This is a genomic window from Bacillus sp. ok061, assembly GCF_900108285.1.
GTDB lineage: Bacteria > Bacillota > Bacilli > Bacillales > Bacillaceae_G > Bacillus_A > Bacillus_A thuringiensis_S.
This window is the reverse complement of record NZ_FNUW01000015.1, coordinates 65,056-85,810: the sequence shown is the minus strand read 5'-3', so window position 1 is coordinate 85,810 and position 20,755 is coordinate 65,056. Positions and strand designations below refer to the sequence as shown.

Here is a 20,755-nt window from a genome sequence, read left to right as displayed (position 1 = left end):
TATTTCAAAATGATTTCCTCTATTAAAAAAGACCCCCCTAATACAATAGGGGGATTTCTAGTTTAGCCTTATGAAAACTGATATAATATATATTACGTTTTTCATTCTTTAAAATAGAAAAGTTTTAATAACCTTGAAGGTAGGAATTTTTAATGAACTCGAAAGCAAAATTTAGTATTCGCTACAAAATTATGGCTGGTTATTTAGTTATCATTTTGTTCTTACTTGTTTCTTTCATTATGTTGAACAATGAGATTTCTAATTTACAAAAATCTCGTAATTTTATTATTGATCACGATTTTAAAGTTCTCAATTTAACAAATCAAGTGGAGAAAGATTTACTAATAATTGAAAATAAAGCGACAGGGTTTATCATTTCTAATAATCCAAATTACGTACAATCTCTTAATTCTGCGGAAAAGGATTACGAAAAGCATTATCAAGATCTTTTCTCATTATTAGAGGATAACCCATCTCAGCAAGAAAAATTAAAACAGATTAACGAAAATATTATTAGTTGGATAAATAAAGAGATTCACCCGTTAATTGCAAATCATAATAGTAATAATGTACAAACAATCGACACGACTCAAATTCAGTCCTTACAGTCACAGGTAACTAACTTCCGTAGCACTGAGGAGCAATTAACGAAAAAAAGAGCAGCACAATTAGATACTGAAAATAATAAATTAGAGATTTGGTTATACAGTTTATTGTTCTTACTTTCTTGTATTTCTATTATCATTTCACTCTATATTTCGAATTCCATTACAAAAACGATTAAAAATGTAATTCAAGCTATTAAATCCATTTCTTCTAAAGAAAAAATCACGGAAAGAATTCATGTAAACACACGTGATGAAATAAAAGATCTTGCTCATACAACGAATCACCTACTAGACGAAATATCGAAAAGAGAGTGGTTACAAACGGAGCTTGCAGAATTAATTTTAATGTATCAAGGTGTATCTTCTATTGAGATGTTAGGTAAAAAAATTCTTAGTGGAATTATACAAAAAACGCAAACTTCTTGCGGTGCATTTTATGTACGTGAAGAATATGAAGAAACTGTCTACTATGTGAAAAAAGCTTCTTTCGCCGATCAAGGTGCTGATATTGGGAAACAATCCATTCAAATGGGTGAAGGTTTCATTGGACAGTCTGCCTTAGAAAAGAAAAGTTTTATTCTCAGGGATATACCCGAAGAGTTTCGTTATGTCACTAGCGGAGTATTAGAAATACGTCCTAAAAATCTATTAATCATCCCTATCTTATTTGAGGATGAAGTAATCGCAGTAATGGAGTTAGTAAGTGTAACTGAGATTTCAGATTTACATCAAGATTTAATTCAACAAACCGTTGATAATCTAGGTTTAACAATCCATAGTATTATGGGACGTATGCGAATTCAAACTCTTTTACATGAATCACAAGCAATGACAGAAGAGTTACAAGTTCAATCAGAAGAATTGCAAACGCAAGCGGAAGAACTACAAATGCAAGCAGAAGAATTACGAACAACGAATGAACAATTAGAGTCTAGAACTGAAGAGGCTGAGCAGAAGACAGCTGACTTACAAATTACTAAATCAGAATTAGAAGAAAAAGCAAGCGAGTTGTTACGCAGCTCAAAATACAAATCTGAGTTCCTAGCAAATATGTCACATGAATTACGCACACCGTTAAATAGTATTTTACTATTATCTGAAATGTTAAGAGAAAATCATGATAACAATTTATCCGACGATGAGATTGAATTAGCAACTGTCATTCATTCATCAGGGAAAGACTTACTTACTTTAATTAATGACATACTAGATTTATCTAAAGTAGAAGCAGGCAAACTAGACATCATTTTTGAAGCAACGAACATAAGTGACATGGCAGCCAATATGCATCAAAACTTTTTACATATAGCCGCACAAAAAAATGTCGAATTTACTATTGAAGACAGTGATACGATTCCTGATCTGTTTTATACAGATGCAAAACGGATTGAGCAAATTATTAAAAACTTATTATCCAATGCATTTAAATTCACGGAAAAAGGATCCGTTTCTTTACATTTCGATTCAATAGAAACAACCAATTTAAGTCATGATATGCAGTCTATAAGTAAAGATTGGATTACAATTTCAGTAAAAGATACTGGTATTGGTATCGCTAAAGAACAGCATCAACTTATTTTCGAAGCCTTTCAACAGGCAGATGGAGCAACGATTCGAAAGTATGGTGGTACAGGACTAGGTTTATCTATTTGTAAAGAGTTTGCTAGATTGTTAGGTGGTTGGATTACGTTAGAGAGTAATGTAGGAGAAGGTAGTACTTTCACGGTATATATTCCTAACCTTCCAAATGGATTACATGATATACAGTTATCCAATTTAGAAGTCGCAGCAACGATAGAAGATGTTATTCCTGCTGAAGTTGTGGAAGAAGCTATCGTTACTACCGAAACAAATAACGTCTTCCAAGAGAAAACCATTTTAATTGTCGATGATGATCATCGAAATATATTTGCGTTACAAAATGCATTAAAAAAACAAAATGCCAACATTATTACTGCCCAAAACGGCATAGAGTGTTTAGAAATACTAAAAAGCAATACAAATATTGACCTTATTTTAATGGATATTATGATGCCTAATATGGACGGTTATGAAACGATGGAAAATATCCGAATGAACTTAGGGTTAAATGAAATACCTATTATCGCATTAACTGCTAAAGCAATGCCAAATGATAAGGAAAAATGTTTATCTGCTGGCGCTTCAGATTATATAAGTAAACCATTAAATCTACATCAACTCTATTCGGTAATGAGTGTATGGTTAATAAAATAAGTGAGGTTTAGTTGGAGTGGAAAATAAGTATTATAATTTTGATCCATCAGTAGATACGGATGAGCGCACGAACTTAGAAATTGAATTACTATTGGAAGCGGTATTTAAACTATCAGGATTTGATTTTCGCCAATATGCTCGCACATCTATTTATAGAAGGATTTGTAATCGAATGCAGCTCTCTAATATCCCAACCATTTCAAAATTAATTGAAAAAGTAATTCACGAGGAAGGGATTTTAGAACAGTTATTAAATGATTTCTCGATTAATGTAACTGAGATGTTTCGTAACCCTGCCTTTTTTAAAGCGCTAAGAGAGCATGTTATTCCTGAATTGAAAAAGCAACCTGAAATTAGAATTTGGCATGCTGGATGCGCAACTGGTGAAGAAGTATTATCAATGTCCATCTTACTTCACGAAGAAGGATTAAGTGAAAAGTCGGTTATTTACGCAACAGATATGAATACAAATGTGTTAGAAAAAGCAAAACAAGGCATACTTCCATTAAATAAAATGCAAACTTATACGAAAAACTATTTACAAGCTGGCGGTACACAAGCATTTTCTAACTATTATTCAACAGATAATCGTTTCGCTTATTTTAATCCTTCACTGTTACAAAACATTATTTTTGCACAGCATAATTTAGTAACCGATCAATCTTTTAACGAGTTTCATATTATACTTTGTCGTAACGTTTTAATTTACTTTACAAGTAAACTTCAAAATCAAGTGCAGCAACTATTTTATGAAAGCTTAGGTCACAATGGTTTTCTATGTTTAGGAAATAAAGAAACTCTTCGTTTTTCAAATATAATGCCGCATTATACCCAATTTAATCCTAGCGAACAAATTTATCAAAAAATACAATAAAAAGCGTATGAAATCCTCTGTTTGGATTTCATACGCTTTTTATTTCGCATTCGTTTGTATCATAATTAGACACATATCATCTGATTGCGCTTTCTTTTGTTCTTCCTTGTAAAACCCTTCTATCTCGCCTTCTAAATCTCCCCATTTTCTTTCTGTAAAAGTACGTAATTTCTCTTCAGCCTCAAATTCATCATTTGCAATTGCTTCAAGAACACCATCTGTAAACAATACGATTTGAGCGTTCTTCTCAAAAGGTATAACTGTCTTTTCAACTTTTATTTCATCAAAAAATCCTACCGCACAACTCCCGCGATTTAGTTCAACCATATTTGTTTCATCAACTAAAACGTATCCAGAAGGATGCCCTGCATTTACATATTCAATCGTTCTCTTTTCTGTATCTACTACTAAATATATCGCTGTAAAATAATATGGAATATCGTCATTCTCATTATGTAAAAGAGTCATATATTTATTTAAGTCTTTAATGACAAGTTCTGGATCGATTAAAGATTTAATCGTTTCACGTAATACAGACGAAATAAACATACAAACTAATGAAGCAGATATACCATGTCCCATCACGTCTAATAATATAATACCGTAGCGGTTTTCATCGATTTTATACCAATAATACATATCTCCAGCTAATTTAAATGAAGGTAAGTAACTTGCTTCAATTTTTATATAATCTTCTCTTAATGGGCTACTTAATAAGTTTCTTTGTACTTGCGTAGCTAAATCTAGTTCATTCCGAAGATTTTCTTCTTGTTCTTTATGCCAATTTAATTCCGATTTCAAGCGTAACGCTACACGCATACGTGCTAATAGTTCAACTTTATTTATAGGTTTCGTAATATAATCCATTGCCCCCATATCAAGAGCTTCGGCCAACTTATTTGCATCCTCTAAAGCTGTAACAAAAATAATAGGAATATCTTTAAACTTCTCCTCTTTTTGTAATCGCCTACAAACTTCAAGTCCATCAATTTCAGGCATCATAATATCTAACAGTATTAAATCAATTTCATTATACCTGGAAGAATCTTCTCCAAATTGAATGTATTCGAAAAGCTCTTGTGCAGAATTCAGCGATACAAGATCCTGATATCCGGCTTGTTTTAAAATTTTTTCAATTACAAAGATGTTAACCGGATTATCATCGACAATTAAAATGGACACAAGTTATTTCCCCTTTTCTTATTTAAAATGTAAATCTATTATCATTTTCTATTTTTCTAGTATTGCATACTCAGTTACAAAATGAAAATTTCCTACTCTAACATAATTTTTATACAGCAAAAGAACAAACCCCCAGAAATGAGAGTTTGTTCTTTCACTCTATAAATTTCCACTATTAATTTAATACCATTGCTTTGTCATTTAAAAGACGATCTAATTCTTCCATATGATTTGTTTCATCTGCAATCATATCTTCTAACTTTACAACTAACTCTGTCATATTTAATTTCGCTGCCTGTTCTTTTCTCGTTTCATAACGCTTAATTGTTTCATATTCTGATTGTCTAGCGGATTCTAACATTTCTCTAACATCTTCTACTTGTTTCACTGGTAAAGGGATCGTAGTAGGTGTACCACCTAGTGTCTTAATTTTCTCCGCTAAATATAGAGCATGTCCTTGTTCATCACTAATTTCAGATTCAAAGAAAGGTTTTAACACTTGTCTATATATACCAGAAACTGTAGCTGCATTATGGTTATACATAATAATTGCTGAGTATTCTCCTGCTAAATCTTCATTCAATCCTTCGATTAGTTCTTTCACATCGTGTGACATTTTTATATCTCCTCCTATACTTAATAACTACCCCTTTTCTCATGTTTTAAACATAATTCTTTTAAATTTTTATGTATCTAAAAATGCGGCTTGCTTCAATTTACTTATCGCTTGTCTTTTAATACGAGAAACGTGCATTTGCGAAATACCTAACCGTTCCCCTGTATCTTTTTGATTTAAATTTTCTCCAAATATATAATGGATAACACTCTTTTCCGTATCATTTAATACGTTAAAAATATCCTCTAAAACGAGACGCCTTTCTGTCTCTTCATATCCTTGCTCTACTTCACCTACAGATTCAATCCTCGCTACCGAACTGCCATCAGATGAATTTTCAACTACATCATCTAAGGAAGATACGCGATAATTATTTTTCGCAGCCATAATTTCTAGCACTTCCTCTTCGGATAGTCCTAAATGATCTGCAATCTCTATAATCTTCGGTGAACGCTGCAAACGATCTGTTAGCTCCTCTATCGCAAGTTTAATCTTCCCGCCTAAATCTTTAATTCGCCTTGGAACGTGAATACCCCAAGTTTTATCACGTAAATATTTCTTTATTTCGCCTACTATCGTAGGTATTGCAAACGGCTCAAAAGCATTCCCTATCGAATAATCATACCTTCTTATTGCACCTAAGAGCCCTAACATTCCTACTTGTATAATATCTTCATGCATCGGCCCACCTTTTGAATAGCGATATGCAATGGAGTATACAAGATTTTTATAGTGATTAACCAATCTTTCCTGTGCTTCATCACATTGGTTTTGTTGGAAGTCTACAATTAGTTTAATAACGTCTTCTTTAGTAAGATTTGTAGGTTGAGATTGGATTTCCATCATTCTCCACCTGCTCTCTTTGTATATATTTTGTCATTAAAACTGTCATGCCCTCATCATGCATAATTTGTATATCATCCATTAACGTATTGATTAAATATAAACCTAAACCATTTTCTGGCAAATGCTCTACTGGTTTATTAATATCATACGGACCAACTTTACTTTTTAAGCTATTAAAATCAAAGCTAACTCCATTATCCGCAGCCATAATTTCTAATCGATCTTCATATAAGCCAAAGACAATTGTAATTTCTCCAACGTCTTCTTTATATGCATGTTGTACAATGTTTGTACATGCTTCACTAATAGCAATTTTCATATCTTCTATATCGTCATAAGCAAAGCCCATTCGATTCGCAACACCAGCCATTGTTAAACGAATAATAGCCACATATTCTGCTTTTGCAGGAATTTTCATTTCTATCTTTTCAAATCTCTCCATCATCCCTAGTCACCTTCTTTCTACTTTTTCAAAATCGGAATTCAAATTTAATATTTCTGTTAGCCCTGTAATATCAAATAATCTTTTTAGCCTTTTAGACACACCAGTAAACTCTAGCTTCCCATCATTTTTCTTAACTGCTTTTAATAAAGCTATAAAAACTCCTAAGCCTGTACTATCCATATAATCTACGTTATGAAAATCTACTACAATATGAACCTCTTTTTCACTTGCAATAGGCATAATCTTATTTTTCAAATCTGATGCCGTATAGGCATCAATTTCACCATTAAGTTGTACCGTATAACCTAAATCATTTTGCAAAATATTTATTGCCAAATTCATCATTTCCGCCCCCTTATCTCAAACTACTACTATTTAATTACCCTTAAAAATTAGTTTTAAACATATTTTTTCATTTTAATTATAAAGTGAAACTTTAATCAGTGGGGGTTTTCTTCATCCCCCACTGATTATTAGTTGAACCAATCGGACTTTTATGGGCAGTTGATTCCCCACCTAAATTCTTTGCTTTCGCTGAATTTTGAGGTGGGGGTCTTACTGCCCATTAAAGCGGGATAAATAAATTTTCTACACCTTTCTCAGCTTAATACTAAAAAAATACTACCAAATGTTTAAACTTTATAAATTTGTGTATGTATAATGTATAAACATTATTTTTAGGGGGATCTATCTATGGAAGAGCACAACTTTAAAAAGGGAGATTTTGTTCAATTTTCTTATCGACACGATCATGCTACAAAATTAGTTGGTTCCATTATTAACATACTAACGAATACAATTGTAGTTGATATAGGTAATAACGAGAACTTATCTCATATAGAACCAAGGCAAGTCGTAAGGATAAATAATTGTGAAAAAGTAACGACGGTTTAATACATAATAGAAAGTGTAATTTCAATGAGTGGGGGTTCTTCATCCCCACTCTTTCCTATGCAGATTACATTAAAAAAGCATCCAAATTATTTTAATTGGATGCTTTTTTATGTATATTTATCACTCTTTTAACTTTATAGCTATATATAATAAACTTAAGATTACTATTCATTATCATACTTACGCTTTCCGTAGCATTCTAGAGAAGAATGTAACGATTAAAATAAAGACGATTGCACCTAATAACGCTGGAAGAACAAAAATGCCTCCCCATTCAGGACCCCAGTGACCAAATAACGCACTACCTACCCAAGATCCGATTAATCCAGCAATTACATTACCAACTATACCTAAAGGAAAGTCTTTTCCTGTAATCATTCCAGCTAACGCACCAATAAGTCCACCTACAATACACGTAATAATAAGTCCCACAATTAAACCTCCTATATTCGTTTTATATTGGATTCATCAAGCTTTGGTATGTAACCAAAGCTTGATGAAAATGTATTATTCTTTATTATCCAACTCATCGCTTATCTTTTGTTTCACTTTTCCGACTTTTTCTTTTATAGTTCCCTTCGTCTTCTCCCACTTCCCTTCATTTTTCAACTCTCTATCTTCTGTAACTTCACCAATTCCTTCTTTTATTTGTCCTTTTTTCTTTTCAACTTTACCCGTAATTTGTTCTTTTAGCCCGCTCTCACTCATATTTCCCATCTCCTTTTCGGAATAGATTTATAGATTTAAAGGATACAAATTTAAATAGAATACATGCATCTTCTTTCTTGTAACCATTCACCGACTCTTTCTAAATCCTTAACGAATAACAAGATTTTCCCTTCATCCAGCTTTTCTTCATAAAAGTTCGCTTCTTCCTCATTAAGCCCTAACTCCTGCATCTTATTTCTTAACTGATCTCCTGTTTTTTGAAAGACGTTAATAATGCTTGTCCCAAGTCCCTCCTCTTTTATCCCAATTGTATTCACGTCTGCATTGTCTGCAATTCTATCTGTCCTATCTTTCTCGTGTGTTAATACGTAAATATCTTTTTGTTCTATTCCTTTCTTCACGAGATCATTCGCTGCATTCATGACCTCTTTCTCCGTAATAAATTCATATACAAAAGGTTTACTATACTTCGTTTCCATCTTTAACTTCCTCCTTTAAAATGAATTATTTGTTATATTATATGTAGTACACCTATTTTCGAAATGTTAAACATAAAATTCAAAAAAAGTTATGTGAATTTTGATTTTAATAGAAAATAAACAACATCATTTACCACTTTAAAACATCTTCTACTTACAATAACCTCCTAAATTAACGGAAAATTGTTATAATTGAACGTAAGGAGGGATAATATGAAAAAAATCATATCTATATGCGCTCTAACCGCTCTATCTTTCACTTTAATAGGTTGTACAAGTACCTCGGTTACAGATAAATCTTCACAAGTTAAGCAAGAACATACACAAAATACCTTTCAATTAAACTCCGCAAATATTACAGACATTGAAATACTGAAAACAACAAATCATACTACTTCCAAATCTCAAACAGATAATGAAGAAATGATAAAATCTATCGTTTCAGCAGTTCAAAATGGAACACCTAAAACTATCACTTTAGATCAAAAAAAGAAACAATCTGTGCATTCTACTATAACCGTTACATATAAAGATGACGAAAAAGAAGAGTTTCTTGTTTGGGTTGATAATAAGGAACAAATTACAATTGCCAAAGATGAGAAGAAAGATAAAGTTGAAGGCGTGATCGTGAACATCAAAGACGCTAAAATGATGAAGGATTTCTTTTAAAATTCTAGTTAACGTAAAAAAAGAGTAGGATTACATCCTACTCTTTTTTTAATCATGCCCAATAAATAGACTTTTATAAGATCTACTTAAGGTCTAATTTTGCTAAATCATGTTGTAAAACATTATTTCCTTCTTGTGGGTTAAATACGATTGCACTAAGACCAAAAACATTCGTAACAACATCTCTATCTTTCGGACGAATGATTCTTACTTCATAAGCAAACAGTGCTGGAGGAAGAGCTGCTGAACGAAAAGTAACATATCGATTAGGTGGCAATGTTTGTGTTGAAGGGTCTATTAATGGTAACAATACCGGAGAACCAGATGACCAATCAAACATTTCAACAGTTACTCTACGAGTATCATCTGGATCAACATTCATAGCCTCAACAGTAAGAAACAACGTAGCGGAATGTCTACGTAATACACCCGTTGATAAAGTCTCATTGTGATGTTCACAACATTTTTTCGGAGGGTGACCATAGCCATAACTCATACCAATGCCCCCCTTTCATTTACAATTAAGGACAAGTATTCCTTATAATATATAATGTTAGTATTCTTTTAGTGAAAGGTATAAAAGCGAATTTCCATCTATATTTTTGGATATTTTATTTTTCATTTATTCGCTTTTAAAGAATAAAGTGAAACTTTAATCAGCCCTCACCAATCGGGGTCTGATTACCCAGCAAATGGCGGGATAAATCTATTTTGAAAAGGACCTGCTCCATTTATTCGTAAAAGCATAAAGTAAATGGAATCCGTTAAAAAACATGAGTGACCCCTTGGTTTTCCCTTCCTATTAAAAGGAGGAACTGTTATGGGCTTTGGTGGTAGTTGTGGCGGCTGTGGCTTCGCTGGAGGATTTGCTTTATTAGTTGTATTGTTTATTTTATTAATCATCGTTGGAGCTGCTTGCTTCTGCTAAAAAACTATCGGAAAAGACACTCATGTGAGTGTCTTTTCTTTATATGTAAAAAAAGCCCGCCTATTTCCGTAGGCGGGCTTTATCTTTATTACACAATACGAAAGTATACTCTCTTTTTCACTAAAATTTTATGTAATTATACATATTCATGAAAATAGAAGACTTAAAATATGCCAAAATAAAGTGAAACTTTAATCAGTGGGGGTGTGTTCATCCCCCACTGATTATTAGCCCCCACCAATCGGGCTTTTACGGGCAGCCCGCCACCTAACTTCTTTGCTTACGCTGAATTTTGAGGTGGGGGTCTTACTGCCCGTTAATGCGGGATAAAAAATATAAAAAAATATCCAGAAAAACTGTCACAAAATCCGTTTTTCTGGTTTCTCTATAATACAGGTATCAAATTGAAAGTGAGGTTTAAACGAACATGTTAACCATAGAAAATGAAGAAAGTCATGCTTCTGATATGACCTTCGAAGATTTATTTAATCAGTACTATGCTTACGCTGTGAAACAAATCATCTGGATTGTTAAAAATCAATCTATCGCTGAAGAGTTAGCACAAGAAGTATTTTTACAATTATATCGTAGCGATTGGAAAGGAATTGAAAACATACCTGGATGGTTGATTAAATCTTCTACTTATGTAGCTTATAACCATTTTCGATCTGAAAAACGACAGCAAGCGAAGATTGATAAAGAAATACAATACCATGAAGTACAAAATGTTTCATCATTAGACGATGATTGGATAAGAAAAGAAGAAATTACAAAGGTCCAAACGATACTAAATAAAATGAATGATCGAGAACGAAGCCTTTTACTAATGAAATTCTCTGGTTTTCAATATAAAGAAATTGCAGAAATACTTCAAATTGAAATATCTTCTATTGGAACATTATTGGTCCGAGCCAAAATGAAATTTCGCAAGGTTTATAAACAAATGGAGGAGGCATAACAAATGAAATGTTATGATATCGGATTTATTCAAACATATATTGATGGAGAACTTTCTCATGATATAAGAAAGGAATTCACAAAGCACCTAGATACATGTGAAGCATGCCAAGATTTATTAGTAGAAATCAATAGATTAAATCAATGGGAAAACGTAATGCTAGATGAAGAATCTGCAAATTCACCACAAGAAATCAAAATTGATATAGAACAAGCATGGAAAACATTTGAAAATCGTTCCAAGTTAGACAATGTTTCTAATATAAATCACAAAAAACAACAAAAGAAGGGACTCTTTACAAACATGAGTAAAAAATCAAAACGTTTCATTTATACAGCAGTAGCTGCTACAGCACTTTTCACAACAGCAATGATTCCACAAGTACAAGTGGCGGCTACAAATGTTGCTTCATATTTTTCTGATGCAATTACAAATGATAAAGTTGTAAATGAAGGAATAGGAGATGAAAATGGTGTCATACAAGATATGATGAAGAATGGTAAATATATTCCTATTGATGAAAAAATTACAGATCAAGGTATTACTGTACATCTCAAAGAAGTATTTATCGCAGATGCACGTATATCAGTTCATTATAGAATGGAAAAAGCTGCTGGTAATTTGGTACCATTTGAATTTGATACATCAGGATTAGATCTTGAAAGTGATGGTAAAATTAATGGGCAACAAGAGGAAAACCCTGAGATTAAAAATGACGGGAGACTATCATTTATCCATGATTCAGATGATCGTCTTCCTTTTGAACTTATGGCCGCAGGTAAAAAGTTAGATAAAATAGGCATTCGTGATAATGATAGACCTGAAGGTGTTTCTACATTTGTTATAACTACTGAAGAAAAAGACGTTTTTAAACAGCCTCTTACTTTAGACGTAAATATAACTAGAATTGGAAAAGTAATTGGTTCTTGGAAAGCTCAAATTCCAATTGATACTTCACATTTGAAAAATAATACGAATTAACATGAAAAGAAGAATAGAACAATATGTATCTAATTCTCAGTTTATATGTTTTCTTGTTTTCGTTACATTTATTTCTTATATAGTTTTTACTCTATCTTTTATTTATGATTTAAGTGTATAACCTTAAATCAATCATTTAAAACCATTACAAGAAAAAGTCCTCTAAAAAAGTAGGCAAATAAATAACCGGTTTCTTAACATATAAGGAATCGGTTATTTTGTGTTTAAAATGCGTCTAGACGTACAATTTGCTTTTTTTATAAAAAAGAAAAGATACCCTAAGGTGCCTTCCTCCGACTTGAGCTATGTTTAGTTGTTTTGTTTATTGAGAAATACAATGTTTTATTTATGCTGGTCTTCTATATTAGGTCCTTTTGCAATCCATGCAGCAATTAACAAAAGAACAATAGCGGTGAAAAAGTTGATGAGCATTTTTACTAAACTACGCATAGGTAGAAAAGCATATATACTTCTCTACCTATCTTAATGTTACTTGATAAGTACTTGTTTTAATTATATATACAAGGAAATTAAACCAGATATAACAATCAATGGAAGGATCACTGCAAGTTTATTTTGTAGAGGAACACGTTTGTCTGGGACTCCTGGATGGATAACAAAAGCAAGTAAAACAATCGCTCCAATAATACCTAAAAGTATATTAATGGTAATCATCCTCCTAAGAAATATTATCAAAATTATATCACATTTAAACACAAACAAAAGGAATTAATGTTAATAATTACTAAATTACCTATTTATACATTTTAAAAAAAACCCTCAAAGCGTTAGCTTTAAGGGGATCCATCCTATCATCTTCTCTCTTCATACAACCGATTTGCTTTATACGAGCAAACGAAAAACATACATGTCGAAACGGGGATAAATGTCAAAAAAAGTCCTCTCATTAATGCAAATGGCGTTTCAAATAAGAATGACCATAGAAATGATACACCTTGCTTATCCCATAACCCTGGCGTCAAGTATAGTTCTTTCGGATTTACAAATGCTCCTAAATTCATTGTATTACTATACATAAATAAAAATAATATCGGCAAATAACAGATTGCTAATTCTAAAAATGTTTTAGATAGACGTTTATACTTCCCTGCTCGTGACATTGGATCTGAAAAAATGTCATCTTCACTTTCTTCATCTACCTTTTTAAAATATTGCGTACCTGACCACCTATTACCGGCTATATGCTCCCACCCACTATCTTCAAATAGTGTGCAGTAATTAATAAAATCACTTTTTCTGCTAAATACTCTATGGTCTATTTTAATCGTCGCATCTTCGGGTTCTGTATATCTAAATGTATAACCAAATGTATTGCTTTCTAGTTGATAACCTTTCCAAGCCATCTCTTCTAACCATTTTTGCTCTTTCTCAAAGTCTAAAAAGAATTTCAATCTCCACATCATCGTTTCCCCCTAACTATACATGTAATAGGCTTTTTGTAACCTCAATAATGTGCTGCATTCTCATAAAATCTAAGTGCAATACTTCTTTCCCTCGTTCCGTAATGACATACACTTTTCTGCGTTTATCTTCACTTTTTACCGATTCTATTAATCCTTGTTTTAATAAATTTTCAATCGCACCATACAGTGTACCCGCTGCAATTTTCACTTGATGATTACTAAGTTCCTCTACCTTTTGCATAATTAAATAACCATGGGCTGGTTCTAATAAAGCTAAAAGTACGTAATACGTTGTTTCCGTTAATGGTAAATTTTTATCTCTATTCATAAAGACCTCCAATGTAACGATAAATATATAGCCAAACTATATAGTTCGACTGTATAGTTTCATTTTATACAGTCAGACTGTATATGTCAAATGTAGGAATAACTTTATAATCCATAAAAAAAACGCTACCTTTTTAAAAGATAGCGTTTTTGTATTACCCTTGCTTATTCTTCGCCTTCATTTGCTCTTCATAAACAAACTTCGTGGTCATAAAGTCGTTAGAAAAATCTTTCAATGCATTCTTCATTACATTTAATTCTTCTTGTGATTTAATTTCAATACTGTTTAAGAAATCAAATGCTTTTGATTGTTCCTCCGCAACAAAGTTTTGTGTCATATAGTCATCTTGGAAGTCTTGCTTCGCCTTTTCCTTTACTTTATTCATTGCCTCTGTTTTGTTTATGCTTTTCATAGGGTTTTCGAATGATCCAGTAGGTTGTTCCGGTTTTGGCTCTTCTTTCTTTTCCGGCTGTTGCGCTGGTGCTGGTTGTTGTGGCTCTTGCTTTGGTTGTTCTTGTTGAACCGGCTACTGCGCTACTTGTTGCTCTTTTTTCGCTAACTCATCTTTTAACTTCTTCACTTGCGCATCAAGAGATTTTTTTTCAGTTTCTAATACACTCATATCAATTTTCAACTTTTGTGTTTCTTCAAAATGTTCATCCACTAATTTATTATATTCTTTCTCAGAGTACATTTTTTCACTGGTTGATGTCTTTTTCTCTTTCGTAACAACTACATTAATAATTACAAATAAGGCTACAATTCCTATTAACGCAGCAATAATCTTCTTTTTATTCATGATTAATCCTCCAAAATGTAAAATTTCAAAAAATTATCATAACAGACCAATTCGCTTTCATTTGTCATATTTTGTCGAATTAATATAATAAAAAAAAGCATCTGAAACAGATGCTTTTTCTTCATTCTTAATACGTAAACGTAATTGTCACTAAAGAATACCCTTCTTTCGCATTATAAGGCTCCGCTTTATAAGAAACACGATTTGCCCCTTGCGGATAATCAATTTCGCCAATTACCTTTTTCACATCTTGCAGTGCACCATTCATTGATTGCTTGTACAGCACTTCAATTTTCTCTGGTTTTGCACTATAACGCTGCTGCATTTTATTTTTTAATTCGGTATAGTTATTTGCAATATATTCATTTCCTAAATAGTTTAGCTTTGTATCTTTTAATATTTGCTGATATGCAGGCGTTTTCTTACTACCTGCCGCAATTTTGTTTGTCAGTGTACTATAATAATTTGTTGTAGCTTGCGGATAGTCTCCGCGGTTCCACTCATGATTTCTTGAGATTTGTTCATCTGATAAATTGAAATACGAATACGTTACGCGGCCCTGCTCATCTGGAACCGGATCATCGAATGTTGTATCAAGGTGATACCATTTGTTTTCGATTTTCACTAAATTCCAAGCATGAGGTTGTCCGTCCCCAGTTCCTGTCACGAAATGATTTTCAATTCCTGCTTCTTTTAATAATTGATAGGTTAATAGTGCGTAACCTTGGCAAACCGCAGAACGATTTACAAGTGCTTCATATGCTGTGTAAGCTTTATAAGACGTATCATAAGAAACATGCTTTACTACGTAATCATGAATCGCCTTCACTTTTTCGTGATCATCCATTCCAACTTGAGTGATAGAAGAAACGATTGCTTTCGCTTGTTTCATGACATATTCCGTCTGTTCTTTCGTTTCACGATATGTAATCTTAAGCGTAAATGTATAATTTCCAGGTGATCCAGAAAGTCCATATGAAACATTCGATCTATTATAATTTGTATACTCATTTTTACTTGCAACTTCTTTATATGCGTTAAAAAGTGTATTCATCACTTCGTCTGTATTATTATTTTTCGTTTTATATGGAAGTGTAATAGTCGTTTCATACGTATTAATACGCTTTTGTACTTCCTCTTTAAACGCTGTTAATAATGCCGCATCTCCTGTATCTTTCACATCAACATTTTTATATTTCAAAGTTTTATATAAAAACTGCGCATACTGTTCACGTGTTACTGTGCCATACGGTTCAAAATTCCCGTTCCCTGTGCCATCTGCGATTCCATTTGACTGCACCGCACTAATTGCATTTTCTGCCCAAAATGGATTTGGAACATCCTTAAATGTATGTTTTTGTTTAGCCGCAAGATGGAAAGCATTCGTAAGAATTTGTGCCATTTCCGCACGACTCACAGAAGCTTTCGGTCTAAACTGGCCGTTTTCATCACCTTTAAAAACTCCTAAATTCGTTAAAGTTAATACCTCTTCTGGGAACATTGTAGAACTTTGATTAATATCACCGTAAGGATTTTTAAACGTAGATCCATCCTTTAATACGTAACGAGTTCCATCATTACTAAACGAACCACCTTGTTTATTCGGTACTAACACTCGATAAATTAAAGCCGCAACTTGCTCCCTTGTCGCAACATCTCCAAAACCAAATATCCCATTTCCATAACCTGAAATAATATTTTTACTCGCTAAATCTTTAATCGCAGGATATGACCAATGTGATGTCGGCACATCAGAAAAAACACCCACTTCAGCAGCTTTTACATCGCTGCCATTTGTATATAACAACGCACCACCAATAAGTGATAGTGATGTAATTGATTTTAATAGTTTTGTGTACATAATTTCTTCTCCCAATATGTTCTCTATTTTTGTTGGTTTATGTCGAAAAATCTAAAAATATGACAAAATATATTATACAATTAAAAGTTTATGAGGGATATATCGAATTTTAAAATATGCAAAAATTCATATTGTTATAAGGATTCATAGTGATATTATGTTGTTTTACTTGCGAATATACAAATAAAAAAACGCTCATCTGAGCGTTTCATCTATATACCTAATAATTACTTTTTCTACACTTCGAACTCTTCTTCGGTAATAATCCTTTAATCTAACAACTCTTTATACTCCAATATTTCTTCAGCCCGATGGCCCTCCATGCGTATATTGTATAACACTTGTTGTATTAACCTTTGATTGGTCTGTTGAAACATTTCATCCATTTAGAAATAGTTCTATTGAATTTTTCACCACTAGCCATAAAAATATCTTATAATCTTTATATAATAAATTATTGTATTAGGAGTAGATAAAATGCCAGTTACACTCGAACTTATTCTTTTCATTCTTATAGCAATTAGTGCTGTTGGCTATTTAATAAAAGAATTTCAAAAAACTAGGAAACGAACACTGGGAATTTCACTAGAATTTTTAGTTCTTTTCTGGTCAATATGGAGAATATCAACTATCATAATCTAATTTATAAAACATGAATTCCTTCGAATGAAGTGAAACTTTAATCAGTGGGGTTTTATTCATCCTCTACTGATTATTAGTTAAACCAATCGGGCTTTTACGGGATAAATTTACCAGTATTTTTACCACAACATCCATGTTAAAATCCCTTGTGAGTACGACATAACTCGACCTTATGAAGCTCCGCAGCTCTTATCGCGGAGCTTTTTTTATTTAAATTAACGCTTTTGTTCACTTTTTTGATACATTTACGAAACATTCATATGTTACGTTATATAAGTCCTTTTTTAAATCATATTCATTCTAGAAAAAAGTCCTAGTCCCCCTAGGGCTTTTTTCATTCAAATAAAGAGTTTTATTGTTTCTCAATAACCGCAACTACTTAACGTGGTAAAATAATAATTGGATTGGCATCCAATACCATATTACGATGGATCAAATCGCAAGAAGGCACCTTAGGGTGCCTTTTTTATAGAGAATCAGTTTAAAAACTAAAAATAAAAGAACCTCAATAAATGAGGTTCAAAAAATCTACTATTTTAAATTACCTTCGTAAAAAGCAACTCCATTTTGAACATGTTTTAAATACCACGTAATCGTCCCGCCACAAACATTTTCATTAAAACTATTAGCATATACTCCATTTGAGTAATAAAGAGTTCTTTTGAACTTACCGTTAGAATACTCATAAGGAATTGAGCATGTTGCTTGTTTCGGAGAGCTCACAGCTTTTTGCGTATCAGCTGAAGCTGCCCCAATTCCTCCTGTTAATGCAATACCTGTTGCTAACGCTCCTACTACTAATTTCTTGAACATAATAAATCCCCCTTTAATAGTTTTTATAACTTACAACTTAAATGTATCACTTTTGTAATTTATGTAAATATCTTGAATATGTAGAAATATTTATTTAATTATTGGTAATATTAGGATTTCATTTTATCAAATGGAAAATAGAGGAATTGGAAAAGCATGTGAAAATACAGATAGGTTTATATTAAATGAACGTGGTTCAAGTCGACGAAAGGCACCTTAGGGTGTCTTTTTTGTACATAAAAAAATCTCACCATCTTATAGAAACGATAAGCCCTTTAAAACAATAATTGCAACTATATTAATTTTACATTACATTAAGGTTAGAGAATGTTCTTATATTAATAAAGTGCTAAATAGTAGGTGGAAAAATGGAATTTAACGATTTGGGTATTACCATTAAAGAACTTAGAATTAAAAAAAATATATCACAATCCGAATTATGTCATGGAATATGTTCACAAAGTCAAATTAGCAAGATTGAAAAAGGTATGATTTATCCATCTAGTATATTGTTATATCAATTATCAGAAAGACTTGGTATTGATCCGAATAACATATTTGCACTAACTCAAAACAAAAGATTAAAATATGTAGAAAACGTAAAATACGTAATAAAAGATTGCTTAAAACAAAAACAATATAAAGAACTTTATGAAATAGTAAAAAAAGAGAAAAACTTAAATAATTTTCAAACAAAAGATGAGAAACAATTTCTAATATGGCATGAAGCAATTGCTATATTTGTGGTGGATAAATCAATAAAAACTGCTTTAGATTTTTTAAATAATGCATTAAAACTGACTTTAACTAATTCTGATTTTTTATCAGAAAGAGAAATAGATATTATGCAAACAATGGCTATATTTTATGCGGAAAATAAAGAATATGAAAAAAGTATTAATATATTCAAAAGATGTTTAACTAATTTTAATAAGTTAGATTTTCCTAAAGATAAAGAAATTAAATTAAAACTCATGTTAAATTTAGCAAAATGTTTCGACTTCACATATCAATATGAAGAGGCAATAAAGTACATTGATAAGGGTATCAAATTAGCAATTAATCTAAATACTTTATACCTACTAGGTGAACTATTCTATTTAAAAGGTCAGTGTTTATTAAAAATGAAACAACATAATGTAGAAGATGTTATTTATAACTGGAAAAAAGCATTATTTATATTTGAACTAACAGAAAAAGAATATTATACAAAAATGCTACCAGATGAACTTATTGAAATACAAAATAAAAAACACTCATAATTTCGTAAAAACTACTTACAAAACCCACAGAAAAAATCCCTACAGCTTTTAAACTTAGATCGATAATATTAAAATTAATTTAAGTCGGCGGAAGGCACCTTTAGGTGTCTTTTCTTTATTTTTACAAGGAGCTGCTCAATTAATTTTTAAAAACATAATAGGGAATATTGTTTTATTTATCTCATTTTCATTCATGCTATATATAAAATTCGTTAATAAACCCACATCAAATACTAGTTCCTTTTATAAGCCGTTTTTTTGATGTAGATGACATTATTCTCAATACAATAGAATGAATTATTGGAACATATTTAGCAATATATATCAAAAAACAATATTAAGAAACCCCCTCCACCTTAAGGTAGAAGGGATCTTTTAATTTCTATTTCAAACTACCTAAAATTTCCGTAAAGATAACCCCAAGCGTATGTGCACCTGCATCTGGATATCCTAAACTTCTTTCACCAACTACCGCTCCTCTGCCGAATGATCTTTCAACGATAGATTATATGCCTTGAAGTGCTGTTTGCAACATTTCAATTCAGATATACGACAGTAAAGAATATATCATCACTGTGTCAGCAAGCAAAAGTGTATTCTGCATTTCTGAAAACAGTAGATGGCAGATTGTGACCTACTGAATCTGCTAAGAAAGAATATACAAGAACATCCTTAACATCCTCTTTATTTCCACTAATGATGACATCAAGAAAATCTTCTATTTGGAATTCTGGAGTAAATAACACAATCTTAGTTGTTCTGTTTGGTTCTAAAGAAACAAAAGTACGAGAGATTTCAACTAATTCATTTTGAGTTGGGAAAAAAGTGTTTCGACTTCTCTTAACAGTTACCGTTACATTACTAGTATGGCAACGTGAATCATTGTTTAGCATAATGTTGAGAGCAGTTGGAATAATCCCATTTTCAGAGACTGGAACTCGAAACACTCCAGTAGATTTATGGGCCATATAATCACATCCTTTCAAAATAAAATCTATTTACAATATATTAGATGCAAAAAACGTTCATTTTGATATGGACAAATTACATGATTAATATATCTATAATAACCCTCGGTATTACTAAGCCAATGTTTTAAAAGATTAACAAATATCGCGAGAACCAATCGAATGTATATTAAAAGTAAAAAGAATAAGTTGTTTAAAAGACCACCTATTTTGAGCCAATAATGAGACATTATGTTAATCTTATATGTATAGTTGCACAAAATTGAGAAACTTA

At 31.9% G+C, this 20,755-nt stretch carries 24 protein-coding genes and 1 pseudogene; 8 read left to right on the top strand and 17 right to left on the bottom strand.

Annotation, left to right across the window (positions count from 1 at the left end; all coding sequences use genetic code 11):
• Nucleotides 1–152: 152 nt before the first annotated feature.
• Together C4S65_RS19740 and C4S65_RS19735 are read left to right on the top strand one after the other, a co-directional pair.
• A complete protein-coding gene (locus C4S65_RS19740; RefSeq protein ID WP_103945407.1) occupies nucleotides 153–2,843 on the top strand; it encodes an ATP-binding protein in 2,691 nt (896 codons plus the stop codon).
• Between the two features lie 16 nt (nucleotides 2,844–2,859).
• Nucleotides 2,860–3,717: a protein-glutamate O-methyltransferase CheR gene (locus C4S65_RS19735; RefSeq protein WP_086406497.1), complete on the top strand. Its 858-nt coding sequence runs from the start codon at nucleotides 2,860–2,862 to the stop codon at nucleotides 3,715–3,717.
• Nucleotides 3,718–3,756: 39 nt separating this feature from the next.
• On the opposite strand, the gene C4S65_RS19730 is transcribed toward C4S65_RS19735, so the two are convergent.
• The 5 genes from C4S65_RS19730 to rsbV all read right to left on the bottom strand — a co-directional run bounded on the left by C4S65_RS19730 (nucleotide 3,757) and on the right by rsbV (nucleotide 7,151).
• Nucleotides 3,757–4,899 carry a fused response regulator/phosphatase gene (locus C4S65_RS19730; RefSeq protein WP_000025537.1) on the bottom strand — a complete coding sequence of 381 codons (1,143 nt, stop codon included), beginning with the start codon at nucleotides 4,897–4,899 and terminating at the stop codon, nucleotides 3,757–3,759.
• 175 nt (nucleotides 4,900–5,074) lie between these two features.
• Nucleotides 5,075–5,515 (bottom strand): ferritin-like domain-containing protein, encoded by a 441-nt coding sequence (locus tag C4S65_RS19725; protein ID WP_000017755.1) that lies wholly within the window; start codon nucleotides 5,513–5,515, stop codon nucleotides 5,075–5,077.
• A gap of 69 nt (nucleotides 5,516–5,584) precedes the next feature.
• Nucleotides 5,585–6,361 carry an RNA polymerase sigma factor SigB gene (gene sigB / locus C4S65_RS19720; RefSeq protein WP_103945406.1) on the bottom strand — a complete coding sequence of 259 codons (777 nt, stop codon included), beginning with the start codon at nucleotides 6,359–6,361 and terminating at the stop codon, nucleotides 5,585–5,587.
• On the bottom strand, nucleotides 6,324–6,806 hold the full coding sequence (rsbW, locus tag C4S65_RS19715; protein WP_000970580.1) for an anti-sigma B factor RsbW: 483 nt from the start codon (nucleotides 6,804–6,806) through the stop codon (nucleotides 6,324–6,326). The genes sigB and rsbW overlap by 38 nt, the downstream gene beginning before the upstream one ends.
• Nucleotides 6,807–6,812: 6 nt before the next feature.
• Nucleotides 6,813–7,151 (bottom strand): anti sigma b factor antagonist RsbV, encoded by a 339-nt coding sequence (gene rsbV, locus C4S65_RS19710; RefSeq protein WP_003306453.1) that lies wholly within the window; start codon nucleotides 7,149–7,151, stop codon nucleotides 6,813–6,815.
• Nucleotides 7,152–7,499: 348 nt separating this feature from the next.
• Here rsbV and C4S65_RS19700 point away from each other — a divergent pair, with 348 nt between their 5' ends.
• Nucleotides 7,500–7,700 carry a hypothetical protein gene (locus C4S65_RS19700; RefSeq protein ID WP_000391002.1) on the top strand — a complete coding sequence of 67 codons (201 nt, stop codon included), beginning with the start codon at nucleotides 7,500–7,502 and terminating at the stop codon, nucleotides 7,698–7,700.
• Between the two features lie 180 nt (nucleotides 7,701–7,880).
• Here the strand turns inward: C4S65_RS19700 and C4S65_RS19695 are convergent, their stop codons facing one another.
• The 3 genes from C4S65_RS19695 to C4S65_RS19685 form a co-directional block, all read right to left on the bottom strand.
• Nucleotides 7,881–8,132, bottom strand: a complete 252-nt coding sequence (locus C4S65_RS19695; RefSeq protein WP_000522903.1) for a GlsB/YeaQ/YmgE family stress response membrane protein — start codon at nucleotides 8,130–8,132, stop codon at nucleotides 7,881–7,883.
• A gap of 75 nt (nucleotides 8,133–8,207) precedes the next feature.
• A complete protein-coding gene (locus C4S65_RS19690) occupies nucleotides 8,208–8,408 on the bottom strand; it encodes a CsbD family protein (protein ID WP_000004259.1) in 201 nt (66 codons plus the stop codon).
• Nucleotides 8,409–8,458: 50 nt separating this feature from the next.
• Entirely contained in the window at nucleotides 8,459–8,848 is a 390-nt protein-coding gene (locus tag C4S65_RS19685; RefSeq protein WP_000448818.1) for a general stress protein, read from the bottom strand.
• Between the two features lie 213 nt (nucleotides 8,849–9,061).
• Between C4S65_RS19685 and C4S65_RS19680 the strand changes: the two genes are divergently transcribed.
• Entirely contained in the window at nucleotides 9,062–9,517 is a 456-nt protein-coding gene (locus C4S65_RS19680; RefSeq protein ID WP_061668080.1) for a hypothetical protein, read from the top strand.
• Nucleotides 9,518–9,599: 82 nt separating this feature from the next.
• On the opposite strand, the gene C4S65_RS19675 is transcribed toward C4S65_RS19680, so the two are convergent.
• Nucleotides 9,600–10,013, bottom strand: a complete 414-nt coding sequence (locus C4S65_RS19675; protein ID WP_000120211.1) for a hypothetical protein — start codon at nucleotides 10,011–10,013, stop codon at nucleotides 9,600–9,602.
• 324 nt (nucleotides 10,014–10,337) lie between these two features.
• Here C4S65_RS19675 and C4S65_RS19670 point away from each other — a divergent pair, with 324 nt between their 5' ends.
• The 3 genes from C4S65_RS19670 to C4S65_RS19660 all read left to right on the top strand — a co-directional run bounded on the left by C4S65_RS19670 (nucleotide 10,338) and on the right by C4S65_RS19660 (nucleotide 12,384).
• Nucleotides 10,338–10,445 carry a YjcZ family sporulation protein gene (locus C4S65_RS19670; RefSeq protein WP_000505670.1) on the top strand — a complete coding sequence of 36 codons (108 nt, stop codon included), beginning with the start codon at nucleotides 10,338–10,340 and terminating at the stop codon, nucleotides 10,443–10,445.
• A 427-nt stretch (nucleotides 10,446–10,872) separates the two neighbouring features.
• The gene (locus tag C4S65_RS19665) at nucleotides 10,873–11,403 is read left to right on the top strand and encodes an RNA polymerase sigma factor SigX (RefSeq protein ID WP_086406496.1); all 531 of its coding nucleotides are present in this window, start codon (nucleotides 10,873–10,875) and stop codon (nucleotides 11,401–11,403) included.
• A 3-nt stretch (nucleotides 11,404–11,406) separates the two neighbouring features.
• On the top strand, nucleotides 11,407–12,384 hold the full coding sequence (locus tag C4S65_RS19660) for a DUF4179 domain-containing protein (RefSeq protein WP_086406495.1): 978 nt from the start codon (nucleotides 11,407–11,409) through the stop codon (nucleotides 12,382–12,384).
• A gap of 513 nt (nucleotides 12,385–12,897) precedes the next feature.
• Here the strand turns inward: C4S65_RS19660 and C4S65_RS34495 are convergent.
• The 6 genes and pseudogenes from C4S65_RS34495 to C4S65_RS19625 all read right to left on the bottom strand — a co-directional run bounded on the left by C4S65_RS34495 (nucleotide 12,898) and on the right by C4S65_RS19625 (nucleotide 18,251).
• Nucleotides 12,898–13,059 carry a hypothetical protein gene (locus tag C4S65_RS34495; protein ID WP_000628514.1) on the bottom strand — a complete coding sequence of 54 codons (162 nt, stop codon included), beginning with the start codon at nucleotides 13,057–13,059 and terminating at the stop codon, nucleotides 12,898–12,900.
• Between the two features lie 137 nt (nucleotides 13,060–13,196).
• Complete coding sequence (locus C4S65_RS19655) at nucleotides 13,197–13,808, bottom strand: DUF2812 domain-containing protein (protein ID WP_003306448.1); 612 nt, start codon at nucleotides 13,806–13,808, stop codon at nucleotides 13,197–13,199.
• Nucleotides 13,809–13,821: 13 nt separating this feature from the next.
• A complete protein-coding gene (locus tag C4S65_RS19650) occupies nucleotides 13,822–14,136 on the bottom strand; it encodes a PadR family transcriptional regulator (protein WP_001078058.1) in 315 nt (104 codons plus the stop codon).
• Nucleotides 14,137–14,290: 154 nt separating this feature from the next.
• Nucleotides 14,291–14,935, bottom strand: a pseudogene (locus C4S65_RS19645) (hypothetical protein).
• A 127-nt stretch (nucleotides 14,936–15,062) separates the two neighbouring features.
• On the bottom strand, nucleotides 15,063–16,796 hold the full coding sequence (locus C4S65_RS19640) for an S-layer homology domain-containing protein (RefSeq protein ID WP_086406494.1): 1,734 nt from the start codon (nucleotides 16,794–16,796) through the stop codon (nucleotides 15,063–15,065).
• Nucleotides 16,797–17,969: 1,173 nt separating this feature from the next.
• Nucleotides 17,970–18,251, bottom strand: a complete 282-nt coding sequence (locus tag C4S65_RS19625; RefSeq protein ID WP_000473814.1) for an LCI fold-containing protein — start codon at nucleotides 18,249–18,251, stop codon at nucleotides 17,970–17,972.
• A 368-nt stretch (nucleotides 18,252–18,619) separates the two neighbouring features.
• Here C4S65_RS19625 and C4S65_RS19620 point away from each other — a divergent pair, with 368 nt between their 5' ends.
• Nucleotides 18,620–19,513: a helix-turn-helix domain-containing protein gene (locus C4S65_RS19620; RefSeq protein WP_086406493.1), complete on the top strand. Its 894-nt coding sequence runs from the start codon at nucleotides 18,620–18,622 to the stop codon at nucleotides 19,511–19,513.
• A gap of 382 nt (nucleotides 19,514–19,895) precedes the next feature.
• On the opposite strand, the gene C4S65_RS35300 is transcribed toward C4S65_RS19620, so the two are convergent.
• Complete coding sequence (locus C4S65_RS35300; RefSeq protein WP_071713771.1) at nucleotides 19,896–20,015, bottom strand: DAK2 domain-containing protein; 120 nt, start codon at nucleotides 20,013–20,015, stop codon at nucleotides 19,896–19,898.
• Nucleotides 20,016–20,091: 76 nt separating this feature from the next.
• Nucleotides 20,092–20,481 (bottom strand): hypothetical protein, encoded by a 390-nt coding sequence (locus C4S65_RS19605; RefSeq protein WP_000940659.1) that lies wholly within the window; start codon nucleotides 20,479–20,481, stop codon nucleotides 20,092–20,094.
• Nucleotides 20,482–20,755: the final 274 nt, after the last annotated feature.